22 protein-coding genes are annotated in these 21805 nt (G+C 37.9%); 6 read left to right on the top strand and 16 right to left on the bottom strand.

The annotated features are described in order from the left end of the window. Positions 1-184: 184 nt before the first annotated feature. From AOLE_RS11400 to AOLE_RS11390, 3 genes are all read right to left on the bottom strand, one after another. Positions 185-1252, bottom strand: a complete 1068-nt coding sequence (locus AOLE_RS11400) for a type II asparaginase (RefSeq protein WP_013198152.1) — start codon at positions 1250-1252, stop codon at positions 185-187. A gap of 684 nt (positions 1253-1936) precedes the next feature. Next, complete coding sequence (locus AOLE_RS11395) at positions 1937-3244, bottom strand: dicarboxylate/amino acid:cation symporter (protein ID WP_013198151.1); 1308 nt, start codon at positions 3242-3244, stop codon at positions 1937-1939. Between the two features lie 476 nt (positions 3245-3720). Then, entirely contained in the window at positions 3721-5151 is a 1431-nt protein-coding gene (locus tag AOLE_RS11390; RefSeq protein WP_004792890.1) for a pyridoxal phosphate-dependent aminotransferase, read from the bottom strand. Positions 5152-5388: 237 nt separating this feature from the next. On the opposite strand from AOLE_RS11390, the gene msrB reads away from it, so the two are divergent. The 4 genes from msrB (at position 5389) to AOLE_RS11370 (ending at position 7832) form a co-directional block, all read left to right on the top strand. Then, positions 5389-5808: a peptide-methionine (R)-S-oxide reductase MsrB gene (msrB, locus tag AOLE_RS11385; RefSeq protein WP_004792889.1), complete on the top strand. Its 420-nt coding sequence runs from the start codon at positions 5389-5391 to the stop codon at positions 5806-5808. Continuing rightward, positions 5805-6290: a glutathione peroxidase gene (locus tag AOLE_RS11380; protein ID WP_005304488.1), complete on the top strand. Its 486-nt coding sequence runs from the start codon at positions 5805-5807 to the stop codon at positions 6288-6290. The genes msrB and AOLE_RS11380 overlap by 4 nt, the downstream gene beginning before the upstream one ends. Then, positions 6290-7135, top strand: a complete 846-nt coding sequence (locus tag AOLE_RS11375; RefSeq protein ID WP_013198150.1) for an AraC family transcriptional regulator — start codon at positions 6290-6292, stop codon at positions 7133-7135. Before AOLE_RS11380 ends, AOLE_RS11375 begins: the two co-directional genes overlap by 1 nt. 64 nt (positions 7136-7199) lie before the next feature. Then, the gene (locus tag AOLE_RS11370) at positions 7200-7832 is read left to right on the top strand and encodes a LysE family translocator (RefSeq protein WP_013198149.1); all 633 of its coding nucleotides are present in this window, start codon (positions 7200-7202) and stop codon (positions 7830-7832) included. 58 nt (positions 7833-7890) lie between these two features. Here the strand turns inward: AOLE_RS11370 and dapC are convergent, their stop codons facing one another. The 6 genes from dapC to AOLE_RS11340 all read right to left on the bottom strand — a co-directional run bounded on the left by dapC (position 7891) and on the right by AOLE_RS11340 (position 14682). Further along, positions 7891-9060 carry a succinyldiaminopimelate transaminase gene (dapC, locus tag AOLE_RS11365; protein WP_013198148.1) on the bottom strand — a complete coding sequence of 390 codons (1170 nt, stop codon included), beginning with the start codon at positions 9058-9060 and terminating at the stop codon, positions 7891-7893. A 25-nt stretch (positions 9061-9085) separates the two neighbouring features. Next, entirely contained in the window at positions 9086-11749 is a 2664-nt protein-coding gene (gene glnD / locus AOLE_RS11360) for a [protein-PII] uridylyltransferase (protein WP_013198147.1), read from the bottom strand. Positions 11750-11776: 27 nt separating this feature from the next. Continuing rightward, complete coding sequence (purT, locus tag AOLE_RS11355) at positions 11777-12994, bottom strand: formate-dependent phosphoribosylglycinamide formyltransferase (protein ID WP_081399164.1); 1218 nt, start codon at positions 12992-12994, stop codon at positions 11777-11779. Positions 12995-13096: 102 nt separating this feature from the next. After that, positions 13097-13486 (bottom strand): tautomerase family protein, encoded by a 390-nt coding sequence (locus tag AOLE_RS11350; RefSeq protein ID WP_005304505.1) that lies wholly within the window; start codon positions 13484-13486, stop codon positions 13097-13099. Between the two features lie 130 nt (positions 13487-13616). Then, on the bottom strand, positions 13617-13958 hold the full coding sequence (ygaH, locus tag AOLE_RS11345) for an L-valine transporter subunit YgaH (RefSeq protein ID WP_013198145.1): 342 nt from the start codon (positions 13956-13958) through the stop codon (positions 13617-13619). Position 13959: 1 nt separating this feature from the next. Beyond that, positions 13960-14682: an AzlC family ABC transporter permease gene (locus tag AOLE_RS11340; protein WP_013198144.1), complete on the bottom strand. Its 723-nt coding sequence runs from the start codon at positions 14680-14682 to the stop codon at positions 13960-13962. Between the two features lie 121 nt (positions 14683-14803). Here AOLE_RS11340 and AOLE_RS11335 point away from each other — a divergent pair, with 121 nt between their 5' ends. Beyond that, positions 14804-15274, top strand: a complete 471-nt coding sequence (locus AOLE_RS11335; protein WP_176564279.1) for a hypothetical protein — start codon at positions 14804-14806, stop codon at positions 15272-15274. A gap of 74 nt (positions 15275-15348) precedes the next feature. Here AOLE_RS11335 and AOLE_RS11330 read toward each other — a convergent pair whose 3' ends face one another. Further along, entirely contained in the window at positions 15349-15675 is a 327-nt protein-coding gene (locus AOLE_RS11330; protein ID WP_013198143.1) for a hypothetical protein, read from the bottom strand. A gap of 171 nt (positions 15676-15846) precedes the next feature. Further along, a complete protein-coding gene (locus tag AOLE_RS11325; RefSeq protein ID WP_013198141.1) occupies positions 15847-16551 on the bottom strand; it encodes a Crp/Fnr family transcriptional regulator in 705 nt (234 codons plus the stop codon). A gap of 96 nt (positions 16552-16647) precedes the next feature. Between AOLE_RS11325 and AOLE_RS11320 the strand changes: the two genes are divergently transcribed. Then, entirely contained in the window at positions 16648-17169 is a 522-nt protein-coding gene (locus AOLE_RS11320) for an Mpo1 family 2-hydroxy fatty acid dioxygenase (protein WP_013198140.1), read from the top strand. Positions 17170-17217: 48 nt separating this feature from the next. Here AOLE_RS11320 and ychF read toward each other — a convergent pair whose 3' ends face one another. The 5 genes from ychF to AOLE_RS11295 form a co-directional block, all read right to left on the bottom strand. Next, positions 17218-18309, bottom strand: coding sequence for a redox-regulated ATPase YchF (gene ychF, locus AOLE_RS11315; protein WP_002050104.1), 1092 nt, complete (start codon positions 18307-18309; stop codon positions 17218-17220). 93 nt (positions 18310-18402) lie between these two features. Then, complete coding sequence (locus AOLE_RS11310; RefSeq protein WP_004792864.1) at positions 18403-19062, bottom strand: methionine ABC transporter permease; 660 nt, start codon at positions 19060-19062, stop codon at positions 18403-18405. Continuing rightward, entirely contained in the window at positions 19043-20119 is a 1077-nt protein-coding gene (locus AOLE_RS11305) for a methionine ABC transporter ATP-binding protein (RefSeq protein ID WP_081399163.1), read from the bottom strand. The genes AOLE_RS11310 and AOLE_RS11305 overlap by 20 nt, the downstream gene beginning before the upstream one ends. A 5-nt stretch (positions 20120-20124) precedes the next feature. Next, the gene (locus AOLE_RS11300) at positions 20125-20958 is read right to left on the bottom strand and encodes a MetQ/NlpA family ABC transporter substrate-binding protein (protein WP_013198138.1); all 834 of its coding nucleotides are present in this window, start codon (positions 20956-20958) and stop codon (positions 20125-20127) included. Between the two features lie 13 nt (positions 20959-20971). Further along, the gene (locus AOLE_RS11295; protein ID WP_005304526.1) at positions 20972-21802 is read right to left on the bottom strand and encodes a MetQ/NlpA family ABC transporter substrate-binding protein; all 831 of its coding nucleotides are present in this window, start codon (positions 21800-21802) and stop codon (positions 20972-20974) included. Between the last annotated feature and the right edge of the window lie 3 nt (positions 21803-21805).

Genomic DNA, 21805 nt, shown 5'->3' with positions numbered 1-21805 from the left:
TGCGACCGAAGCATAGTTTAACACGCAAAGTTAAAAGGAAATGGTTAATATTTTGGCAAACTGTTAAGGATTTTATTATTTAAGAAGAATGAGTTGAACATCTATTGTACAGTTTTAATATAAAAGACATTATTTTTATAAAATATGACCAGCTCAAACACCAAAGTTTGAGCTGGTTGAAAACTTAGTACTGCCAGAACATACGTTGAATTTCTTTAGCGTCATTAGTCTTAGTAAGAGCTAATGCAGCAAGAAGACGTGCTTTTTGTGGGTTTAAGTCATGAGCAGCTACCCAACCATATTTATCATCAGGTTGTTCAGCATTACGTAATACGAAACCTTGTGGTACACGTGATGAACGGATAATTTGAATACCGTCTTTATCATGAAGTTTTTGTAAAGTTGGAACGATATAGTTCGCAACAGAACCGTTACCAGTACCTGCATGGATAATCGCTTTAGCACCAGCTTTTGCATATGCTTCATAAGCATCAGGAAGCATAGAGTCTGAACCGTAAACGATTTGTACCAGTGGAAGTGCATCACCTTTAATATTTTCGATATTAAATTCTGAAGCATTTGTAAAACGTTTTACAGACTGTCTGAACCAGTATGGCTTGCCTTCAACTAATGTACCTAAAGCGCCCCATTGGCTAACAAAAGCATTTGTATGAATGTTAATGCCTTTAGTGACATCACGCGCTGCAAAAATAGAGTCGTTCATCAGAACCATAACGCCTTTATTTTTTGCATCATCAGAAGCTGCTAAAGCAACTGCGCTATAAAGGTTAAGTGGTCCATCTGCTGAAAGAGCAGTTGAAGGACGCATTGAACCAACAATAACAATCGGTTTATCAGTGTGAACAACAAGATTTAAGAAAAATGCTGTTTCTTCTAAAGTGTCTGTACCGTGAGTAATCACGACACCATTAACAGATGGTTTTTTTACCAGCTCATTTACTTGACGAGCAATTTGTAATAATTCCTTGTCAGTAATACTTTCAGAAGCGACCTGTAATGCTTGAATACCAGTGACATTCGCCAAATCTTTGATTTGTGGAACAGCATTAATTAAGGCATCAACTGGAACTTTTGCAGCAGTGTAGGTTGCACTGTTTGCTGAGCTTGCGCCAGCACCCGCGATAGTACCGCCAGTGGCTACAACAACTACATTATTTTTTGCGTAAAGTGGGAGAGAGCAGGCCAATAAGCCCATCGCTAAACCTAAAGATTTAACAGTTTTAGTCAACATCGAAAATATCCTTATGAAGTGACGAAGTAGAAGTTTGCCGAATACGCCTGCTTTTCCTAAGCAAAATACATACCATGTAAAACATATTCGTAACTTGTTTGAATAAGAAGCATCCCTGAATAGCATTTTGTTTCATCAACAATTGCTTAGTCATTGCCTTTATTTAGCGTTAATAAATATCATGAATAAAATAAAAAATCTATTAAGTTTTTCTAATTTATCTCAATTTTTTTGTTTTTAATATAAATGATACAAATGATTTTCTCATTATTATAAAATTTAAAAATAATGGGAGTGATATGCTTTTTCTTTACCATTTGATATTTATATATCATTGATTGTATATCATATTGTTTGTAAATAAAATTATATAAATTTTTTGATAGATAAACTAAATAATAATTTCAATAGTTTAATATAATTAAGTGTTAATGAAATGAATTAAAAATTAATCAATTGATGTTTATTTTTAAGGATATAAATTCTGTTTGGGTGAATTTTATTCTCTTTTTAAGGTTTGTTTTAAGAAAATTTAATAGCAGTAAAAATACATTATTGGGTTCATTATTTAATATGGAAATACACATAAATTTTTATTGTTTAATTTTAGAATAAAAAGAAGAGCAATTTTATAAGGTCATATAAAATTGCTCTTAAGTTGGGAGAGTGGGAGAAAAGAGAAACTTAAGCGGGCGTTTGTTCTTGAGTTGATTTAATTAATACTGGCTCTGGTAGCTCTTCAGTATCTGCTACTTTTTCGCCTTCAAGCTTAGCAACAACTGCGGTAGCAATACTGTTACCTACTACGTTTGTTGCAGTACGACCCATATCAAGGAACTGATCAATACCAAGCAATAAGAGAATGCCAGCTTCAGGTAAATGGAACATGGTGAGTGTTGCTGAAATAACCACAATTGAAGCTCGTGATACACCTGCAATACCTTTACTTGTCACCATCAGAGTTAACAGAATTAAGATTTGTTGAGTGAAGCTAAGATCGATGTTGTAAGCTTGAGCAATAAACAGTACTGCAAACGTGGTGTACATCATTGAACCATCTAGGTTAAATGAATAACCCAACGGTAATACAAAGCTAGTCACTTTTTTAGGCACACCAAATTTATTGAGTGCATCCATTACTTTAGGGTAGGCAGACTCACTTGAAGCTGTAGCGAAAGCAAGAGTTACAGGTTCACGAATTAATTTACCTAAGCGGAAAATATCTTTTTTAAGTACGATTGCACCAACAGAGAACAAAATGATCCAAAGTAACAGAAGACCGAAATAGAACTCAGCGATTAAAATACCGTAGTCAACAATTAAGCCTAAACCTTGTACTGTAATTGCTGAAGCAATTGCAGCAAATACTGCAAAAGGTGCAAACATCATGACGTAATCGGTGATTCGGAACATGATCTTGCTAAGTTCTTCAGTCAAACGAACAATAACTGAATCTTTTTCGTTGCCTTGATTTACAAAAGCGAGTGCTGAACCAAAGAAAATAGCGAAAACAAGCACTTGTAAAATATCGTTATTTGCCATTGCTTCTGCAATGCTGCGTGGGAACACATGGCTTAAGAATGATTGCAGTGTAAAGCCAGTAGTCTCTGGGAGAGAAGCGCCACTAAGTTGTTGAGCTGTTGGTAGTGCTAAATCTAGAGCTGCGCCGGGTTGGAAAAAGTTTGCTAAACCCATGCCGATCGCAAGTGATACAAACGAAGCAGTAATAAACCAAGTCATTGACTTGAGTGTGATACTACCAATCGATGTAGATTTCCCCATTGATACAATGCCTGAAACAATTGTGGCAAATACCAATGGAGCAATAATCATTTTGATGAGGCGTAAAAAGATGTCTGTGCCGATGCTAAAATAAGAAGCGATTTGTTTGAGTTGGTCACCTTCATTAAAAAAGTGGTGACAAATCCAGCCTGTCAATACGCCAAGTAAAATAGCAATAACAATATACTTGAGCAATTTCTTTTGCTTCATATGAACCTCTATCCATTTGATTCAATCATTCTTTGATGGGATTTGAATGATTGAAAGCTTTCCTTGTTAGTTCAGTCCGGTCGTTCTACCGATTTTATCTTCCTAGATATCTGAATCTGTTTTAACCGAATCGAATATGGTGATGTTGTTATGGGAAGGGATTGTTGCTCGATTTTGAAGCAGTGTGAAATGCAAAAAAATATTGATCCATGCATTTTTTGCATAATGAAGATTGCAGTAAATGTGAAATTACGCACAAATTTAAACGTATGGTAAAAAATATAGAAATGAATGATTAAACAGAATTTAAAGATTAAATAAATTAAAATTTTAATGAAAAGTATTTAAATTCAAATAGTTATTTTAGTGAAAATAAAAGCGCGGAAGAGTTTGTAATTATTCTTTTTTTAAATTAGTTAAATAAAATTATCAAAAAAGGCATCTAATTTAAGATGCCTTTTTTGATATGCATTTTTTTAACGACGATTGGCTAAGAAACGACCTAAACGAGTGATTGCTTCTCGTAATTCATTTTCAGCTGGTAAGAAAACCACACGGAAATGATCTGGAGTTGGCCAATTAAAGCCCGTACCTTGGACCAATAACACTTTTTCTGCACGTAACAAATCAAGCATTAACTTTTCGTCATCTTCAATTGGATAGATGTTTGGATCGAGGCGAGGGAAACAGTACATTGCCCCATCTGGTTTTACGCAGCTTACGCCAGGAATTTCATTTAGCATTTCCCAAGCGATATTACGCTGTTCGTACAAACGGCCACCCGGACGAATCAGGTCATTAATTGATTGATAACCGCCTAAAGCAGTTTGAATCGCATATTGAGCCTGAACGTTTGCACATAGACGCATTGATGCCAACATATCTAAACCTTCGATATAGTCAGCAGCGCGGCTTTTATCTCCGGTAATTGCCATCCAGCCTGAACGGAAACCTGCGATACGATAAGCTTTTGATAAACCATTAAAAGATACGCAAAGCTGGTCGCCAGCTAATGAAGCTACTGAAACATGTTCAATACCGTCATAAATAATTTTGTCGTAAATTTCATCAGCAAATAAAATTAGATCATATTTTTTTGCAAGCACTACAATCTGTTCAAGAATATGACGTGGATAGACTGAACCAGTAGGGTTGTTTGGGTTAATGATGACAATACCGCGAGTATTCGATGTAATCTTGCTTTCAATGTCAGCAATATCTGGATACCAGCTATTTTCTTCATCACATTTATAGTGAATTGCTGTACCACCCGAAAGATTAACAGCTGCTGTCCAAAGTGGGTAATCCGGCATTGGAATCAACATTTCGTCGCCATCATCAAGCAAGCCTTGCATCGCCATAACAATAAGTTCAGACACGCCATTACCGATATACACGTCATTCACGTGCATATTTAGGATGCCTTTTTGTTGGTAATATTGGCAGATAGCTTTACGTGCTGGAAAGATACCTTTTGAGTCAACATAACCAATCGCATTTGGCAGGTTTAAAGCAACGTCATTAATAATTTCTTGTGGGGCTTCAAAACCAAATGGAGCAGGGTTGCCGATATTGAGCTTGATGATTTTATGTCCTTGCTCTTCCATTTCATTGGCGGCTCGTAATACTGGTCCGCGAATGTCATAACAAACATGCTCAAGCTTCGATGATTTCTTTATTTCTCGAGAAGTTGGCATGGATTGGAGGATAGCAGTATTTTTAGACATAGCTGGATTCACTTTTGCATATCGGTATAAATAACTTTTAAATGTTTTAACTGTTACCAAATTCAGATCGTGTTGATCTTTTAGTAATTCAACAATTTTTTCATGGGTAAAGCCCGATTGCTGATACTGTTTGATAACTGGTAATAGTTGCTGGAAAAGCACACTTTTTTTCTGAGACATGTTTTGTCCTATACAACCGTGCCGAACAAGAATAGCACCATCTTTGCTTCCTTGGAAGAAAATAAAACATAAATTTGCTTACTTATAATTTTGATTTTTGCCTACTTTTTGCTTTCCATTGCTTAGGTGATTAAATTCCAACAAATTTTACGTTCAGAGACTAGTGTTTTTGTGAGGAATGGCGTAAATATAAAACTCAATCATCAGAAATGTTTCATCAGAATAAAGGTGCATGTCATGGGAAAAGTCAATAAAACAGACCGGGAATGGCAAAGAGAGTTATCACCAGAAGAGTATCGGATCACACGACAAAAGGGCACTGAACCTGCATTTACGGGGCAATACTGGAATACTAAGCAACATGGCACCTATGTCTGCCGTTGCTGCGGTGCAGAATTGTTCTCCTCAGATACTAAATATGACAGTGGTTGTGGTTGGCCTAGCTTCTTTAAACCGATTGAGCCAACTGCAATTGAAGAACATGACGATTTATCGCATGGTATGGTCAGAACAGAAATTGTTTGTCATGATTGCGAAGCCCATTTAGGGCATGTTTTTGAAGATGGACCACAGCCGACTGGTTTGCGCTATTGTGTAAACTCGGCATCATTACAACTTAAATCACAAGAAAAAAATGATGAGGAAACCTATCCATGAGTAATATTTATCAGTTTGAAGCTGAACTGTTAGAGGGTGAAGTTAAGCAATTAGCTGATTACAAAGGTAAAGTTTTACTAATTGTAAATACTGCAAGTAAATGTGGTTTTACACCACAATTTGCTGGCCTTGAAAAGCTTTATGAGAAATATAAAGATCAAGGCTTGGAAGTTTTAGGGTTTCCCTGCAACCAGTTTGGTGGGCAAGATCCGGGTAGCAATAAAGAAATCGGTACGTTCTGCCAGCGCAACTATGGGGTGAAATTTCCGATGTTTGCTAAAGTAGATGTAAAAGGACCAGAAGCTCACGTCATTTTTAGATATTTGACACGTGAAGCTAAAGGCATTTTAGGAAGCAGCACGATTAAATGGAACTTTACTAAATTTTTGGTAGGGAAAGATGGTGCAGTGCTTAATCGCTATGCGCCTACGACTAAACCAGAAGCATTAGAAGCTGATATTGAAAAAGCATTAGCTAGTTAATGAATTCGATGAACGCTATTCCTCAAGCTTTTGAGTTTTGGCAAGATGGACGTATGCCTTATGTTGAAGCCAGAAGATCTTGTTTTAGTCGAACATGTTATAAGTCTCATAGTCATCCAACATTTTCTATTGGAGCTATAGATGAAGGGAATAGCGTTTTTCAAAGTTCATTTGGTACAGCACAAAAGATTTCTGCTGGTACGTTAGTCATTGTACCTGCCCACATAGAACATTCTTGTAATCCATTACCTGATCAGGCTTGGAGTTACCAGATGTTGCATATGGATATATCTTGGCTTAATCAATGGTACGCTGAGTTTCAAAAAGAGGGCTTTGATTTAAATTTACCTCAGCATAAACCTCTCATTATTAAAGATGAGTCTTTATATCAAGCTTTTTCTGGGATGAATAAAACTTTATTTGACCCTCAAAGATTGATTCTTGAAAAAGAACAGTCGCTTATCTATTGCCTTACTCAGCTGTTACTACCTCATTTTATATTAGAAGAAATACAGAAAACTCAATATTTGTATGAGGACTTCTTGGACTTAATTCATATTATTAAATCATCCGAACGATTTATTTCTCTAGAAGAGCTTGCACAGCAGGTAGGTCTTAGTCGATATGCAATTATTCGTCTATTTAAAGCTAATGTTGGCTTAACGCCCCATGCATTTCAAATTAATTTAAAGATTAATCAAGCCAGAGCTCAATTAAAACACGGGATTTCGCTTGTAGAGTTGGCAGTAAATTTGGGCTTTAGTGATCAGAGCCATTTTCATAAAGCTTTCAAAGCGCATACAGGAATCACTCCTCGTCAGTTTCAACTCGCAGCCGCGCAATAATTTACAATAAATTATTTTTCTCTATTTTTAAGCTATTCCATACAGTTTTAAAGATGAAATCGTTATGGAAGTTTTTTTAGTTATCGCCTTTACTCACTTTTTAGCGCTGCTATCTCCGGGACCTGATTTTTTTCTTATTCTCACCAGTCTTTTGCAAAAGGGTTCTCGTTACACTTACGGTGTCATTGCAGGAATTACGTTTGGTAATGCCTTAATTTTGATGGCGTGTATGTTTGGATTTATGTTACTTGGAAATTTGAGTACGACTATTCTTTTAGTACTTAAGTGGCTTGGGGCAGGGTATTTGGTTTATTTGAGTTATCTTTGTTTTAAGGCTGCTCGCTCTGGCAACTTAACTTTTGCTACTGAAAAAAATGATTTGATTGATCAAGAGTATCAACATCAGGATAAAGTTAAGAGCTTAATGTTGGGAATACAATCTAGTCTACTTAATCCCAAAAATATTATGTTTTATAGTAGCTTGATGTTGCTTATTCAGCATCAATTTAGTTTAGTTCAAAAATTGCTGATGAGTACGTGGATGACTGGAGTCGTACTTGGTTGGAACTTACTGTTGGTTCGGCTATTGCTTCAAAATCGAGTTCTAGAACAGATTAAACGTTCAGCGATAGGTTTATATTATTGCTCTAGTCTGGCTTTTATATGTTTTGCAATCTTACTCATTGTTTATAGTTAATGTCGGTTGTATAGCCTTCATGCTAAATAATTATGAAGGCTATACAACTTATGTATGCTTAAAGAATTGCTTTTAAACGCTTAACTACTTCTTCGCATTGCGCTAAATCGGCAACTAAAGCCATACGTACATGATTTTCCCCAGGGTTACCTTGATCTGTGTCGCGAGATAAATAACGTCCTGGTAAAACTTTAATATGGGCTTTTTCCATTAGCATCTTGGCAAAACTTTCATCGTTATCGACTTTTAACCAATAATAGAAACCTGCATCTGGCTTTTGCAGAGGTAATAAGTGACCTAGTTCGTTTTGGAATAAATCAAACTTTGCACGATATTGCTTACGGTTTTCTTCAACATGGTTTTCATCATTCCATGCCGCAATTGATGCAAGCTGGTGTTGAACAGGCATTGCTGCGCCATGATAGGTACGGTACTGCAAATATGGTTTTAATAATTCTGCATCACCCGCTACAAAACCTGAGCGTAATCCTGGCAAGTTTGAGCGTTTAGAAAGTGAATGAAATACGACACAGTTTTTATAGTCATCACGACCAAGTTCTGCACAAACTTCTAATAAACCAGTAGGTGCTTGCTCGAACCAAAGTTCTGAATAACATTCGTCAGAAGCAATAACAAAATTATATTGATCAGATAACGCGATTAGCTTTTTAAATTGTTCTTTAGAAAGCACAGTGCCAGTTGGGTTGCCCGGCGTACATACAAAAAGAAGGGCTGTTTTTTCCCATACTTCTGCGGGTACTGCATCAAAATCGCCTAAGTAACCATTTTCTTCGGTGCAATTGATGAAATAAGGTTTTGCGCCGGCAAGTAGAGCTGCGCCTTCGTAAATTTGATAAAACGGATTCGGCATTACTATATAAGGCGCATCTTCACGGTTAATGAGCGCCTGAACAAATGAGAAAATCCCTTCACGCGTACCAGACACTGGCAAAATGTGGTTTTCAGCACTAATGCTGTTAAGTTTAAAACGCTTAGTTAGCCAGTCTGCAATACTTTGGCGAAGCTCAGGTAAGCCTTTGCTATTTGGATAAGTTGAGAGGTGATTGAAGTTGTCAATAATTACCTGTTTAACAAACTCTGGTGCTGGATGCTTTGGTTCGCCAATTGATAGAGGAATCAAGGGAAGGTTAGCAGGGGTAGTATCCTTAAAAAGTTGGTTTAACTTTTCAAATGGATATGGGTGCAATAACGACAAGCTAGAGTTCATTAAACAGTTACCAAGTAGTTGAGTTTCAGTGCTGACAAATTTGATTAGATGCTTCATCTAATGCAGCTTTAAGCTTTTCCGAGAAGAGTTTAACCTCTTCGTTATTTAACGGTTTTCCATCTTTTTTCGTGACAAAGAAAATATCTTCTGCACGTTCACCTAAAGTTGCAATTCTAGCTGAATGGATGTCTAAACCTTGCATCATAAATAAGCCACCTACACGTGCAAGTAGTCCGGGGTGATCGAGTGTTGAAATTTCAACCATATTTTGCTGTAACGCTTCATTCAATGTAACGTCAACTGTATTTTCAATATCGAAGTGACGTAGCTGACGTGGAATTCGGCGTTGCATAAGTCCCGGATATTGGTCTGGCTGACTAAGCGCCTTCACTAATGCGGTTTTAACTGTTTCTTCGCGTTCGGGGTCCGTTAGCAATGTACCAAAGCGATCGAGCACAACATAGGTATCTAAGCTAAAAGCGGTACTTGCTGTGATAATTTTTGCATCCTGAACGTCTAAGTTCATGCGGTCTAAAACTGCCACAGTCGTTGCAAAAAGGTTGGGTTGGTCACGCGTGTATATAAAGATTTGCACGGCATCTTGGGCAGCTTTACGGTGAGCACGTAATAGTACTAATGGCTCTGGGTTGTCTCCGTGTTTCAAAATTGCTTGAGTATGCCATGCAATTTCATCTGCCGATTCTTTAATGAAGTATTCATCACCCAGTTCTTGCCATACTTTTTCAACGTCTGCCAATGAGAAACTATTCACCAGTAATTCACTTGCTGCAAATTTGGTGTCTTCAATTAGCATTTGATAGTCAACAGGACGGCTTAAACCTGTACGAATGACATCACGGGCATGCGTATAAAGTTGACGCATAAGCGACGCACGCCATGTGTTCCACAGTTTTGGATTTGTCGCATTAATATCTGCGACTGTTAAAGTATATAGATAATCAAGATGTTCCATATCGCCAAGTTTTTCGGCAAAATCTTTAACAACATCTGGATCGGAAATATCCTTTTTCTGAGCTGTTAGTGACATGAGCAAATGGTTGTGAATGAGCCATGCAATTAATTTACATTCACGCTCTGTAAAGCCGTGTGCACGTCCAAACTCAATCGCATCTTCTGCACCAAGTTCACTATGGTCTCCACCGCGGCCTTTAGCAATGTCATGAAATAATGCAGCAATAAACACAATATCTTGACGTGCAAGACGCTGGAAAACAGAACTTACAACAGGGAACTCTTTAGCAAATTCTGGTTCTTTAAAACGGTTTAAATTGCGCAGTAATAATAATGTGTGAGCATCGACTGTATAGATATGGAATAGGTCATATTGCATGAGACCCATAATTTGACCAAAGGCTGGAATATAGTTTCCTAAAACACCATATCGTTTCATCGCTACCAAAGTATCGTATAGACGATAAGGTGAGCGAATAATCGACATAAATAGGGCTTGATGCTCAGGATTATCTCGAAAATTTTGGTTAATACGTTTTGCAGCAAGAATAAGTAAACGTAAAGTACGAGCGCGAATACCTTCAATATCTGGTCGATTAGCCAAAATATAGAATAGTTCTAAAATAGCACTTGGATGTTCTGCGAAGATTTTGTGGTGCTGTACGGCAAGTTTATTGTCGACAATCTTAAAGTGGTCATTAACGACTTCAATTTTACGTTCGTAATTTGGTAAACGCGGAGTAATAACTGATTCGCTAAAATAGGCCAATAACATTTCATTAAGTGTTGAAACCTGTTGAGCTGTACGGTAGTAGCGTTTCATGAACTGCTCAACACCGTAGTTTACAGGCTGACCTTCTTGACGAGCGTAACCAAATTGAGCCGCAATTTCTCGTTGATGATCGAACAGAAGACGGTTTTCATCACGCTTCGCTAAACGATGTAAATGGTGACGAATTTCCCAAAGAAAACTTTCAGCTTCTTCTAAAACGTTTAATTCGAATTCTGAAATAAAGCCTAAATGAACTAAGTCATAAATGCGGTTTACGCGGAAATGACGCTTAGCAATCCAGCCAATCTGGTTAATATCACGAATACCGCCAGGCGCATTTTTAATGTCGGGTTCTAAGTTGCTTTCAGTATTGTTGTGTTGATGGTAACGCTTAGCTTGTTCAGCCATTTTTGCATCAAAAAAGGTTTTGTCTGTCCACGTTTGCGAAACAATACGACGCGGCCATTTTGCAAGTTGACTATTACCGGTAATTAAACGAGCTTCGATGAGTGTAGTTGCAACAGTTAAATCGGTAGCAGCTTGTTCAACACAACTTTGAATGGTGCGAACGCTAATACCGGGTTTGAAATTGCCAACATCCCATAAAGAGGAAATGAATGTAGAAATGCGTTTTTCATTTTCTTCGTTAATTTCATGTTCCGATAAAATCATAATATCAACATCGGAATAGGGCAACATTTCACGGCGCCCATAACCACCTACAGCAAAAAGACCTAGCCCTGTCTGATCAAGTTCAGCATGTTTCCATAAAAAGATCAGTGCTTCGTCAACGAGGTCTGAGCGTGCTTTAATGACTTCCCGAATAGATTGCCCATTTTCATATGAATCCTGCAATTGCTTTTCTACATCCGTTCGCCATTGATTAATGGCTTTAATATCATGATGGCTTGTAACGTAGTTCAGCAATGGCGATGTATTGATCATGAAAATGGGTCTACCAAAAAGTAAATATTAAGAGTTGGTTTTTACGCTTACTTGATCAGCGGTTTCTTTCGCTAAAGTACGAGCAAGATCAGTATTTTCTGCACGAGCAGTTGCCACACCCATACGACGTCGTTTGAAACCTTCTGGTTTACCAAACAGGCGTAAATCGGTATTTGGGTTAGCTAATGCCGTATTTAAGCCGCTGTAGCTTAAATTGTTGGCATCGACCCCAGCATAAATAACTGCACTAGCCGCAACACTATGGCGAGCTGTATTTACTGGCAATCCTAAAATTGCACGAGCATGCAGTTCAAATTCACTTTGAAATTGTGACGCTAGAGTAACTAGACCAGTATCATGTGGGCGAGGCGAAACTTCACTAAACCAGACCTTGTCGCCTTTAATAAACAGCTCTACACCAAAAATACCACAACCGCCCAGTGCTGTTGTCACTTTATTTGCAATACGTTTTGCTTCTTCAAGTGCAGCTGCAGTCATTGGTTGAGGCTGCCAGCTTTCTACATAATCACCTGCATCTTGACGGTGACCAATTGGGTCACAGTAGTGAGTTTCGATTTCGCCAGTTTCAGGATTTTTAGCACGAACGGTAAGTAATGTAATTTCAAAATCAAAATCAATTTGAGATTCAATGATGACTGTACCTTGGTTAACACGACCACCTTGCATCGCATATTCCCAAGCAGCATCGACTTCATCGAAACTTTTTACACGAGACTGACCTTTACCTGAAGATGACATTACTGGTTTTACAAAGTTTGGATAACCAATGTCATCAGAAGCAGCGCGGAAGCTTTCTAGTGAGTCAGCAAAGCGGTAAGCAGAAGTAGGTAAACCAAGTTCTTCAGCCGCAAGACGACGAATGCCTTCACGGTTCATGGTCAGGTTTACAGCTTTAGCGGAAGGAATAACAGTTGCAGTTTGACTCGCTTCAATTTCAAGCAAAACTTCTGTAGCGATGGCTTCAATTTCTGGAACAATTAAATTCGGTTTAATTTTCTCAATGAGCTGTTTTAACTCAGTTGGATTAGCCATATTTAACACATAAGAAAAATGTGCAACTTGCATGGCTGGCGCATGATCATAACGGTCGGCTGCATGTACTTCAACACCAAGGCGTTGTAAAGAAATTACAACTTCTTTGCCAAGCTCTCCTGAACCTAACAATAAAACTTTAAATGCAGAAGATTGAAGGGGGGTACCGAGTGTCACGCTCATGCGAATCATCCTGACAAAATTATTTTTTTAAGCATAGCAGAACTTATGAGGGAGTTAAGCTTTATCACACATAAAAAAATTAATTTTGTCGGACAATTAAGATGTGACTTTTTAGATATTAACTTGATAGTTTAAAAGTAACTCATCTGCATTTTTGCCGCGAATACCCCAATTTTCTTTAGGGGTTTCAAAAATCGTAATTTCAATATCTTGCGGAGCTATTTTGCATTGTTGTTCAATATTGCGAAATAAAGTTTGAATGAGTTGTTTCTTAGTAGCCGCGCTACGTCCTGCAAACATTGAGAGTTCGATAATAATGTAGTGTTGGCTGCGGTCAGAAGGATAGATAAAATTTCCAGGCTTAAGACTGATAAAACGCTGAAATCTTTTCTCGATAGGATATTTCAATTCTTCAATGAGCGCTTGATGGATTGCATGAGAAAGTAATTCTCGATACTGCATAATCGTTTGTTCATTTGCGTAAATTTTAACTTGTGACATTTTTATCTCTATTAAGTAGGTAAGATTATCTTTTTAATCAATTCAAAAATTAGATTTTTACGCCAGAAGTTTCAATCTTAAAGGCTTCTGGCTAGGTTTTATTTTATATAAGGAAGATCAGTTTATCTATTTATAAAGGTAAATAAGTATAGATCAGACCATAAACAATTGCGGCAGTTAACGTTGCCGGAACAATTTTCTTAAATTTAAAATAAAGACCTGCTAGCACTAAAAAACCGATAAGCATGGCTAAGCTTTTATCTGGATTCTCAAGAAGTGGCGGAAGAGTGGCAACAATAAGCATGGCGCTAATTGCTGATATACCAATGCTTCCCAAAGCAATTTTTAGCCAGACTGAACCACGTTTTTGCTGTGTCCCTTGTAGCTTTTGTATAACAAAGAATGGTCCAAAACGTGAGGCAAAATTGGCAATACCAACAATGATACCAACCAGAATAATCTCTAGATTCATTTTAAACTTCGACCTCTTCTTGTTGTTTCAGCACATAATGTTTAAACAAGCCGGCTAAAATGCCTGAAAGAATACCAATAAAAATAGCCGCAGATAGGTTAATCCAATAGCAGGACAACGCTGAAACAACCAAAGATACAGCAACTACAAGACTATGCTTTCGCTCAAATGCTGCTAATAAAAAACTTAAGAATAAAGCAGGCAATAAGAAGTCTAAGGCTGCTTGTAAAAACTTTGGAAGATGAGACACTTGATCTGCAAATAATCCCCCTAACAATGAGCCAGTTGCCCAAGCCATCCAACTAAATAGACTCAAGCCTAACATCCAAGACTCGGACCATTGTTGTCTACGCTGTGAAAGTTGGATCATTCCACTTGCAAAAACTTCATCGGTTAAGCCCCAAGCCCATACCGCCGTTTTTTTTAGATTTAATTTGTTTGGAATCAGGTTATATAAAGCTGGTCCATAAAGCACATGGCGAATATCCAGTGCAATGACTGTTAATGCAGTTAACCAGATAGATGAACCACTGGCTAAAAGTGCGACAACTAAGAACTGGCTGGCTCCAGCATACATTGAACAAGATAGAAAAAATGCTTCCCATGGTGTAAAACCAAACTGAGATGAAGAAACGCCAAAGGCAAAAGAAACGGGTAAATAGGTGAGTACGATAGCTTGGCTATCTTTGGCGCCTTGCCAAAAAGTTGCCGTTTGGGCAGGCATCAATTGTTGTTCGGACACAATACACCTTGGCAATAAACCAAATGATAAAAATACTTGAAAGATTGAGTATTGTAGCCGAATTTAATAGCATAGTGCCGAAATGTTTAATCGGCAGTTTGCTATGTTCAACGCAAAGATTCGTTTAGTTTATATCGCCATGTTGAGTGCAGGTATTTTTACATTGCAGGGCTGTGACAATGGTAATCATGAGGCAGAAAAAAAAGTAGAAATTAAGCCAGCACCTAAACTGACCAATGACGCAACTGTTTATGCTCAAAAAGCATGGACATTGATTAATACGGTTGAGCATTTGGTTTATGAAAAGCAGTTGAGCCAAATCGATGACAAAGTTCGTAAACCTTTACGTCAATTGAGTACGGACTGGCGCATTAATGTGAAAATGACTGATTCCGTGACAGAAGGGAAATATGCCCTTTGTCGTAAAGCCCTGACAAGTTTAGATGTGTGGGCTCGTGAAACGCTTGAAAATAATGATTCAGTTGCTAAGAAACAAGCAGACTATGAGCGAGATAAAGCGCAATGTAAGGATGCGATCAATACGCCGAATCTTGGAAACACATCTCCAAAATAAAATTTATAAATATAAAAAAGCGAGATGATCAATCTCGCTTTTTTGCTTTTAAAACGATAATGAGTGAATGTTAATTACGGCTTTGTCGCAGCTTTAGCTGTGTTTGCTGTTTTCACTGCATCTTGTTTCATTTGATGAGTCATTTGCTGTGATTCATGTTGAGCATGCGTAGATTTCATCATTGCTTCATGCTTTTGTTCAGTCATATCTTTTTTAACATCTTGTTTTGCTTTTACTGCTTCTTTTTTAGCAGTTGCTTTGCCGTGTGCAGCAACACATTTTCCGCCTTTATGATTTGGCCCTGTACCACCTTGTAATTGAGTTCCTTTTGGACATGCAAATGCCGAAACACTTAACATAGTCAATACGCCAGCTGTAAGAATTGTTGATAATTTTTTCATGTTAATCAGCGCCTTGTTGAGTATTATTGCTCAGCTTGAGTGTAAAATGAAAATATCTGCTTTAAAACATTTATTTTGTGAAATAGAGTTTGAACAATGTGTTGTTTTGCAGCGTTATCTATTTTTTTAATTTGGTTTTAAGTTTTTGTCATATAGCTGGTTGTGCAAAGATTAGGAATGGGCTTGAGCAACTATTTTTAATTTCTCAATGTCTAGAATCTCAATTTTTCTAAAAGCAATTTTAATGATTTTCTGTTTTTCGAGCAGGCTCAACTCATGGTTGATCGTCTGTCTAGATGTGGTCAGCATATTTGCCAATTGTTCTTGAGAAATATGGATGTGATGATCTTGAATAAGAATATGATTCCCATATCCTTCTAAAATAAATAGAAGACGTTGAGCAAGCCTTTGAGAAATACTGCGTGTTTGGATAGCAATCTGTTCTAAGAAAACGTACCTGAGTTTTTGGCTGGTTAAACGAGCAAAGTAGTACCAATAATATGGATTGTCTTTGAGTAATTCATTTAATGGTTTTGCAGGAATATGCAGAACAGTACTTTTTTTCAAAGCAATTGCATCGTGTGAGCGCGGTTCATGATCAATCAGTGATATTTCACCAAACCACATAATTGGCTCAGCAATTGCAGAAAGAGCTTCATTACCATTTACATCGACATAACCTAAGCTAATTGAGCCTTCAAGCACAGTATAAATGCCATCAAACACATCTTGGGCACGGAACACATAATTGTTTTTTTCAAAGGCTCTTTGCTTACCATGCTCTAGAATAAAGTTTTGGAATGCCTCTGGAAGCACACTAAACCATGTATTTTCTTTTAGTCGGTTAATATAAATAAGGTCCAATATTGGGGCCATCCATGAAAAAAATCATTACTTTGTCAAATAGCTGACAACTTTAAGTTTTCCTTATTTGTACAGTATGACTATATGTAGATGAATAGGGAACAACTCATGTCGAATCTGGAGCAACAGCTTAGCAAATATGCGGCTTACCACTTAAATCATAAAAATATTTTGACGCATTTTATTGGTATTCCACTCATCGTGTTTTCAATTTTATGTTTAACAGCAAGAGCTGGGATAGATATTGGTAGTTTTAAATTTACTTTAGCTATAGTGTTGATTGCAGCTAGTACGATTTATTATTTTATTTTAGATAAAGTATTTGGTTTACTCATGCTGATTCTTTTAGTCGCTGTCTATCCACTGGCGAGCCAAATTGCTCAATTATCTTGGGGAGAATGGTTAGCAGCAAGTATTGGCTTCTTTGTGGTGGGGTGGGTCTTTCAGTTTGTTGGGCATTATTTCGAAAAGAAAAAACCAGCTTTTGTGGATGATGTAATAGGACTTGCGATTGGGCCGTTATTTGTATTGGCAGAATTTATATTTATGCTAGGTTTTAGAAAGCCTTTGCATGCGCGTATTTTACAAGAGGCGCGCAGTAAACGAGAGGCGATGGATTTAAGTCATTAAATATAAAAAAAGCCCCAATATATTGGGGCTTTTTTTTAAGCTTTAAACTTAAACGTTAAAGCGGAAGTGCATTACATCGCCGTCTTGAACAACGTAAGTTTTACCTTCTAAACGCCATTTACCAGCTTCTTTAGCGCCGTTTTCACCGTTGTATTGTACAAAGTCATCATATGCAACAACTTCAGCACGGATAAAGCCTTTTTCGAAGTCAGTATGAATTACACCAGCTGCTTGAGGAGCGGTTGCACCAACTTTTACTGTCCAAGCACGAACTTCTTGGACACCAGCAGTGAAATAAGTCTGTAAACCTAAAAGCGCATAACCTGCACGAATAACCACATTTAAGCCTGGTTCTTCCATACCCATTGCTTCTAAGAACTCAGCACGATCTTCATCTTCTAATAATGAAATTTCAGCTTCGATCTGGTTGCAAAGAGGAACAACAATTGCGTTTTCTTCAGCCGCTAGTTTTTTAACTGCTTCTAAGTGTGGGTTGTTTTCAAAACCATCTTCTGCAACGTTTGCAATATACATGGTTGGTTTTAAAGTCATTAAACCAAAACCACGAACTAATTTACGTTCGTCATCAGACAAATCAGCCGCGCGAGCTGGTTTACCTTCGTCAAGTAAAGGTTGGATTTTTTCTAAAACTGCTTTAGTTGCTACAGCTTCTTTGTCACCGCCTTTAGCAACTTTAGTTAAGCGTAAAATTGCTTTAGCAACAGTTTCAAGATCGGCAAGCGCAAGTTCAGTATTAATAGTTGCGATATCGTCTAATGGATCAATTTTACCATTTACGTGAATTACGTTTTCGTCTTCGAAACAACGTACAACATGAGCGATTGCATCAGTTTCACGGATGTTAGCAAGGAATTGGTTACCTAAGCCTTCACCTTTTGATGCACCAGCAACAAGACCTGCAATGTCCACAAATTCCATTGTAGTTGGCAAAATACGCTGTGGTTTAACAATCGCAGCAAGTTTGTCTAAACGCGGATCTGGTACAGGAACAATACCTGTGTTTGGTTCAATGGTACAGAAAGGGAAGTTTTCCGCTGCAATCGCTGCTTTCGTTAATGCATTGAAAAGGGTAGATTTCCCTACGTTTGGCAGACCAACAATACCGCAATTAAAACCCATGAAAACCACTCACAAATGTGTAAATTAAAAATTGTCGCTGATTTTACATGAAAGCCATGACAAAGTCATGGCTAGAGCGGGGGTGTATTGCTTTTAAACTTTACGTTTATCAAGTTGCTGGGCTAATGCATCGCCAGTCGCTTGTACTAACATGACTAAAACAATCAGCACAAAAATTACAGCCAACATAATTTGCATATCAAAACGTTGATAACCATATCTATATGCGATGTCTCCTAGACCACCTGCACCAATAGCACCAGCAATCGCAGAGGAGTTAATCATAGTCACAATAGTCACGGTAAAGCCTGCCACAATACCCGGCAAAGCCTCTGGTAAAAGCACATGCCAAATAATTTGTTTACGGTTACAACCCATGGCTTGAGCAGCTTCAATTAAGCCTTGGTCGACTTCACGTAAGCTGACTTCTGCAATACGAGCAAAAAAGGGAATTGCCGCAATCGTCAATGGAACAACGGCTGCCCAAACGCCATAACTTGTACCTACAATCCAGCGAGTAAGCGGAATAAGTGCAACCATTAAAATAAGAAAGGGCACAGAACGAGTAATATTAATGACCCAACCCAAAGCCTGATTAATCTTTTGTGACGGATGAATGCCATGCTCAGAAGTGCTAACTAAAACAACAGCAATAGGTAAGCCAATTAAAAAAGCAATAAACGCAGATGCACCTACCATGAGTAAGGTGTCTACAGTTCCAGTAATTAATAAATCAATGAGCTGGTCGTGCATAGCCAAGTACCTCAAATTGTGCAATTGCAGTTGATGCGTCTTGTCGTATAGATGAAAGATCAATTTCTACGTTAGGAATACCGACTAAAAGAGAACCAATAATGTGCCCTTGAATGGTATCGACCTGACTTTGATATAAATTGACGGGCGCTTTAAATCTAGCAAGTAGTTCTTGAATATCTGGAACCTGATGTGCTTCAGCTTCATATTTCAGTTTTACAATAATATGAGTCGAATCTTCATCGGGAAGTGGAGTGATTTTAAATGGCAGAGTGATCTGCTCAAGGTTTAACAATTCTTGAGTAATTTGTTGCTCTGGTCGTGAAAATACGGACCAAACTTGTCCAGCCTCGACAATTTCACCTTGGTCAATCACCACGACTTGATCACAAATTTCTCGAATCACCTGCATTTCGTGAGTGATGAGTACAATCGTTAGACCAAGTTCTTGATTAATCTTTTTAAGTAAAGCCAAAATAGTGGCGGTACTTTCAGGGTCAAGTGCTGAGGTTGCTTCATCACACAGTAAAATTTCAGGGTGGTGAACAAGTGCACGTGCAATACCGACACGTTGCTTTTGTCCGCCCGAAAGTTGTGATGGATAATGACCAGACTTATCCGCAAGACCTACGAGTGCCAGAACTTCATTTACACGTTGATCGATATCTGCTTTGTTGTAATTGGAAACTTTTAAGGGCAATGCCACATTTTCCCAGACCGTTTTTGCAGACATCAAATTGAAATGTTGAAAAATCATTCCAATACGTTGGCGAGTTTGGATGAGCTCGGAATGACTCAATTCAGCAATGTTTTGTTGATGAATATGAATACTGCCTGTATTCACTTGTTCTAAGCCATTTAACGTGCGGAGTAGGGAAGATTTTCCCGCACCACTTTTACCAATAATGCCTAAAATCTTACCTTGAGGAATATCAAGGTTAATCTCTTTTAAAGCATGCAGCTTTTGACCCTGCGATTGGTAAAACTTATTTAAACCACGAATTTTGATATGGGGCAGAGAAAAATCAACTTGTGATCCAAAACTCACCATCGTCATTCTCCTTATTTCCAGCCTTGAAACCACATACCTTGGCCAAAGTCTTTATCCAGAATATCTTGTGCTTGTTTTGAGTTCTGGAATGCTTTAACAAAGGTTGCAAGTTTTTGGTTTTTATCTTGGTAATCGCGACGGGTCACAAACAAAATTGCATATTTTTTATCGATTGGATCTAAAAATAATGCGCTATGTGGGTCGGTTACCTTTGCCATTTTTAAGTAGTGAGGGAAGCCGAAAATTAAATCGACATCGTTATATGCATGTGCGGTTTGAGGACCTTCAACCTCAACAAAGCTCAGCTGTTTGGGATTAGCAATAATGTCTTGAGTGGTTGAAAGTTCATTATTAATGTCTTTAAGCTGAATTAAACCTGCACGGTGCAATAAAATTAAAGCGCGAGCTAAATTGACGGGATCGTTTGGAATAGCAACACGTGCATTTGAAGGTAAGTCTTTAAGTGATTTATATTTTTTTGAATATAAACCGACATGACTTCCTGAGCCCACGGCAAATGCATGTAAGTCATAACCCGTTTCTTTTACAGCATTACGTAGAAATACGCTTTGCTGGAAAAAGTTTGCATCAATATCGCTGTTTTGTACGGCAACATTTGGTGCTCGCCAGTCAGAAAATTCAATGAGTTTGACATGCACGCCTTGCTTTTCTACTTCATTGGCAACGCTTTGTAATAACTCAGCATAAGGCGGGCTAATGCCAATCGTTAAAACATCATCGGCTTGTTTATTTTTAATATAACGGTAACCGACGAGGCCCAGAACTACGATAATAATCGTAATTCCGAGTAACCAAGGCTTATGCTGTTTGAACTGAATCGCCATAATCTTTCCGTTATTACTTCCAGCCAGGGAACCAAAGTTTTGGCCCAATCTCAGCATCTAATACAGCTTTAACTTTTGGCGAGTTTTGATAGATCTCAACAAATTTCTTCAATTTGTCGCCCTTGTCCTGATAGTCGTCACGTACTACAAACAAAATTGCATAACGTTTATTGGTATTGTCATCAAGTAAAAGAGCACTATCAGGGTCAGCTGTTTTTGCTAAGCGCAAGTAATGTGGGTAGCCAAAAGCCAAGTCAACATCATCAATTGCACGAGCAGTTTGGGGTCCTTCAACCTCAATGAATTGCAAGTTTTTAGGGTTTGAAACAACATCTTTAAGTGCAGATAAATGGTTGTTTGAATCTTTAAGCGTAATTAATTTAGCTTGCTGTAAAAGTAGTAGGGCACGACCTTGATTCACTGGATCGTTTGGAATGACTACACGTGCGTTTTGTGGCAATTCATCAAGGCTTTTATATTTCTTTGAATAAAGTCCCACATGTGATGCTGCACCCACTGCAAATGCTTTTAATTTAAAGCCAGTTTCTTTAATTGCATTGTCTAAGAACGGTTGATGCTGGAAAAAGTTGGCATCAATATCCCCATGATTTAAGGTAATATTTGGTGTGTTCCAGTCAGAAAATTCAACCAGTTTCACATTTAAACCTTGTTGTTTTGCTTCATCGGCAGCAGCTTGTAAAGTTTTTGCAAATGGTGGACTAATACCAATCACAAGTTCATTTGAGCCACTTTGACGGTGTTTATTCCAAAAGAATAAAGCAACAAAAAGGACTACAACGACTAAGCCTACGCCTAGCCATTTTTTAGAGGCTGTTTGAGCCATGTC

This window comes from Acinetobacter oleivorans DR1, assembly GCF_000196795.1.
GTDB lineage: Bacteria > Pseudomonadota > Gammaproteobacteria > Pseudomonadales > Moraxellaceae > Acinetobacter > Acinetobacter oleivorans.
This window is presented reverse-complemented; position numbering and strand designations above follow the sequence as displayed.

What these genes read in the sequence shown, in the direction of transcription:
- ychF (WP_002050104.1), bottom strand. Translation starts at nt 18,309, where the DNA reads ATGGGTTTTAATTGCGGTATTGTTGGTCTGCCAAACGTAGGGAAATCT.
- ygaH (WP_013198145.1), bottom strand. Translation starts at nt 13,958, where the DNA reads ATGAATCTAGAGATTATTCTGGTTGGTATCATTGTTGGTATTGCCAAT.
- AOLE_RS11325 (WP_013198141.1), bottom strand. Translation starts at nt 16,551, where the DNA reads ATGGCCCCAATATTGGACCTTATTTATATTAACCGACTAAAAGAAAAT.
- AOLE_RS11340 (WP_013198144.1), bottom strand. Translation starts at nt 14,682, where the DNA reads ATGCCTGCCCAAACGGCAACTTTTTGGCAAGGCGCCAAAGATAGCCAA.
- AOLE_RS11390 (WP_004792890.1), bottom strand. Translation starts at nt 5,151, where the DNA reads ATGTCTCAGAAAAAAAGTGTGCTTTTCCAGCAACTATTACCAGTTATC.
- AOLE_RS11305 (WP_081399163.1), bottom strand. Translation starts at nt 20,119, where the DNA reads ATGACGATGGTGAGTTTTGGATCACAAGTTGATTTTTCTCTGCCCCAT.
- AOLE_RS11400 (WP_013198152.1), bottom strand. Translation starts at nt 1,252, where the DNA reads ATGTTGACTAAAACTGTTAAATCTTTAGGTTTAGCGATGGGCTTATTG.
- purT (WP_081399164.1), bottom strand. Translation starts at nt 12,994, where the DNA reads ATGATTCGCATGAGCGTGACACTCGGTACCCCCCTTCAATCTTCTGCA.
- AOLE_RS11320 (WP_013198140.1), top strand. Translation starts at nt 16,648, where the DNA reads ATGTCGAATCTGGAGCAACAGCTTAGCAAATATGCGGCTTACCACTTA.
- AOLE_RS11350 (WP_005304505.1), bottom strand. Translation starts at nt 13,486, where the DNA reads ATGTCACAAGTTAAAATTTACGCAAATGAACAAACGATTATGCAGTAT.
- AOLE_RS11335 (WP_176564279.1), top strand. Translation starts at nt 14,804, where the DNA reads ATGTTCAACGCAAAGATTCGTTTAGTTTATATCGCCATGTTGAGTGCA.
- AOLE_RS11375 (WP_013198150.1), top strand. Translation starts at nt 6,290, where the DNA reads ATGAATTCGATGAACGCTATTCCTCAAGCTTTTGAGTTTTGGCAAGAT.
- AOLE_RS11330 (WP_013198143.1), bottom strand. Translation starts at nt 15,675, where the DNA reads ATGAAAAAATTATCAACAATTCTTACAGCTGGCGTATTGACTATGTTA.
- AOLE_RS11370 (WP_013198149.1), top strand. Translation starts at nt 7,200, where the DNA reads ATGGAAGTTTTTTTAGTTATCGCCTTTACTCACTTTTTAGCGCTGCTA.
- AOLE_RS11310 (WP_004792864.1), bottom strand. Translation starts at nt 19,062, where the DNA reads ATGCACGACCAGCTCATTGATTTATTAATTACTGGAACTGTAGACACC.
- AOLE_RS11295 (WP_005304526.1), bottom strand. Translation starts at nt 21,802, where the DNA reads ATGGCTCAAACAGCCTCTAAAAAATGGCTAGGCGTAGGCTTAGTCGTT.
- dapC (WP_013198148.1), bottom strand. Translation starts at nt 9,060, where the DNA reads ATGAACTCTAGCTTGTCGTTATTGCACCCATATCCATTTGAAAAGTTA.
- AOLE_RS11300 (WP_013198138.1), bottom strand. Translation starts at nt 20,958, where the DNA reads ATGGCGATTCAGTTCAAACAGCATAAGCCTTGGTTACTCGGAATTACG.
- glnD (WP_013198147.1), bottom strand. Translation starts at nt 11,749, where the DNA reads ATGATCAATACATCGCCATTGCTGAACTACGTTACAAGCCATCATGAT.
- AOLE_RS11395 (WP_013198151.1), bottom strand. Translation starts at nt 3,244, where the DNA reads ATGAAGCAAAAGAAATTGCTCAAGTATATTGTTATTGCTATTTTACTT.
- AOLE_RS11380 (WP_005304488.1), top strand. Translation starts at nt 5,805, where the DNA reads ATGAGTAATATTTATCAGTTTGAAGCTGAACTGTTAGAGGGTGAAGTT.
- msrB (WP_004792889.1), top strand. Translation starts at nt 5,389, where the DNA reads ATGGGAAAAGTCAATAAAACAGACCGGGAATGGCAAAGAGAGTTATCA.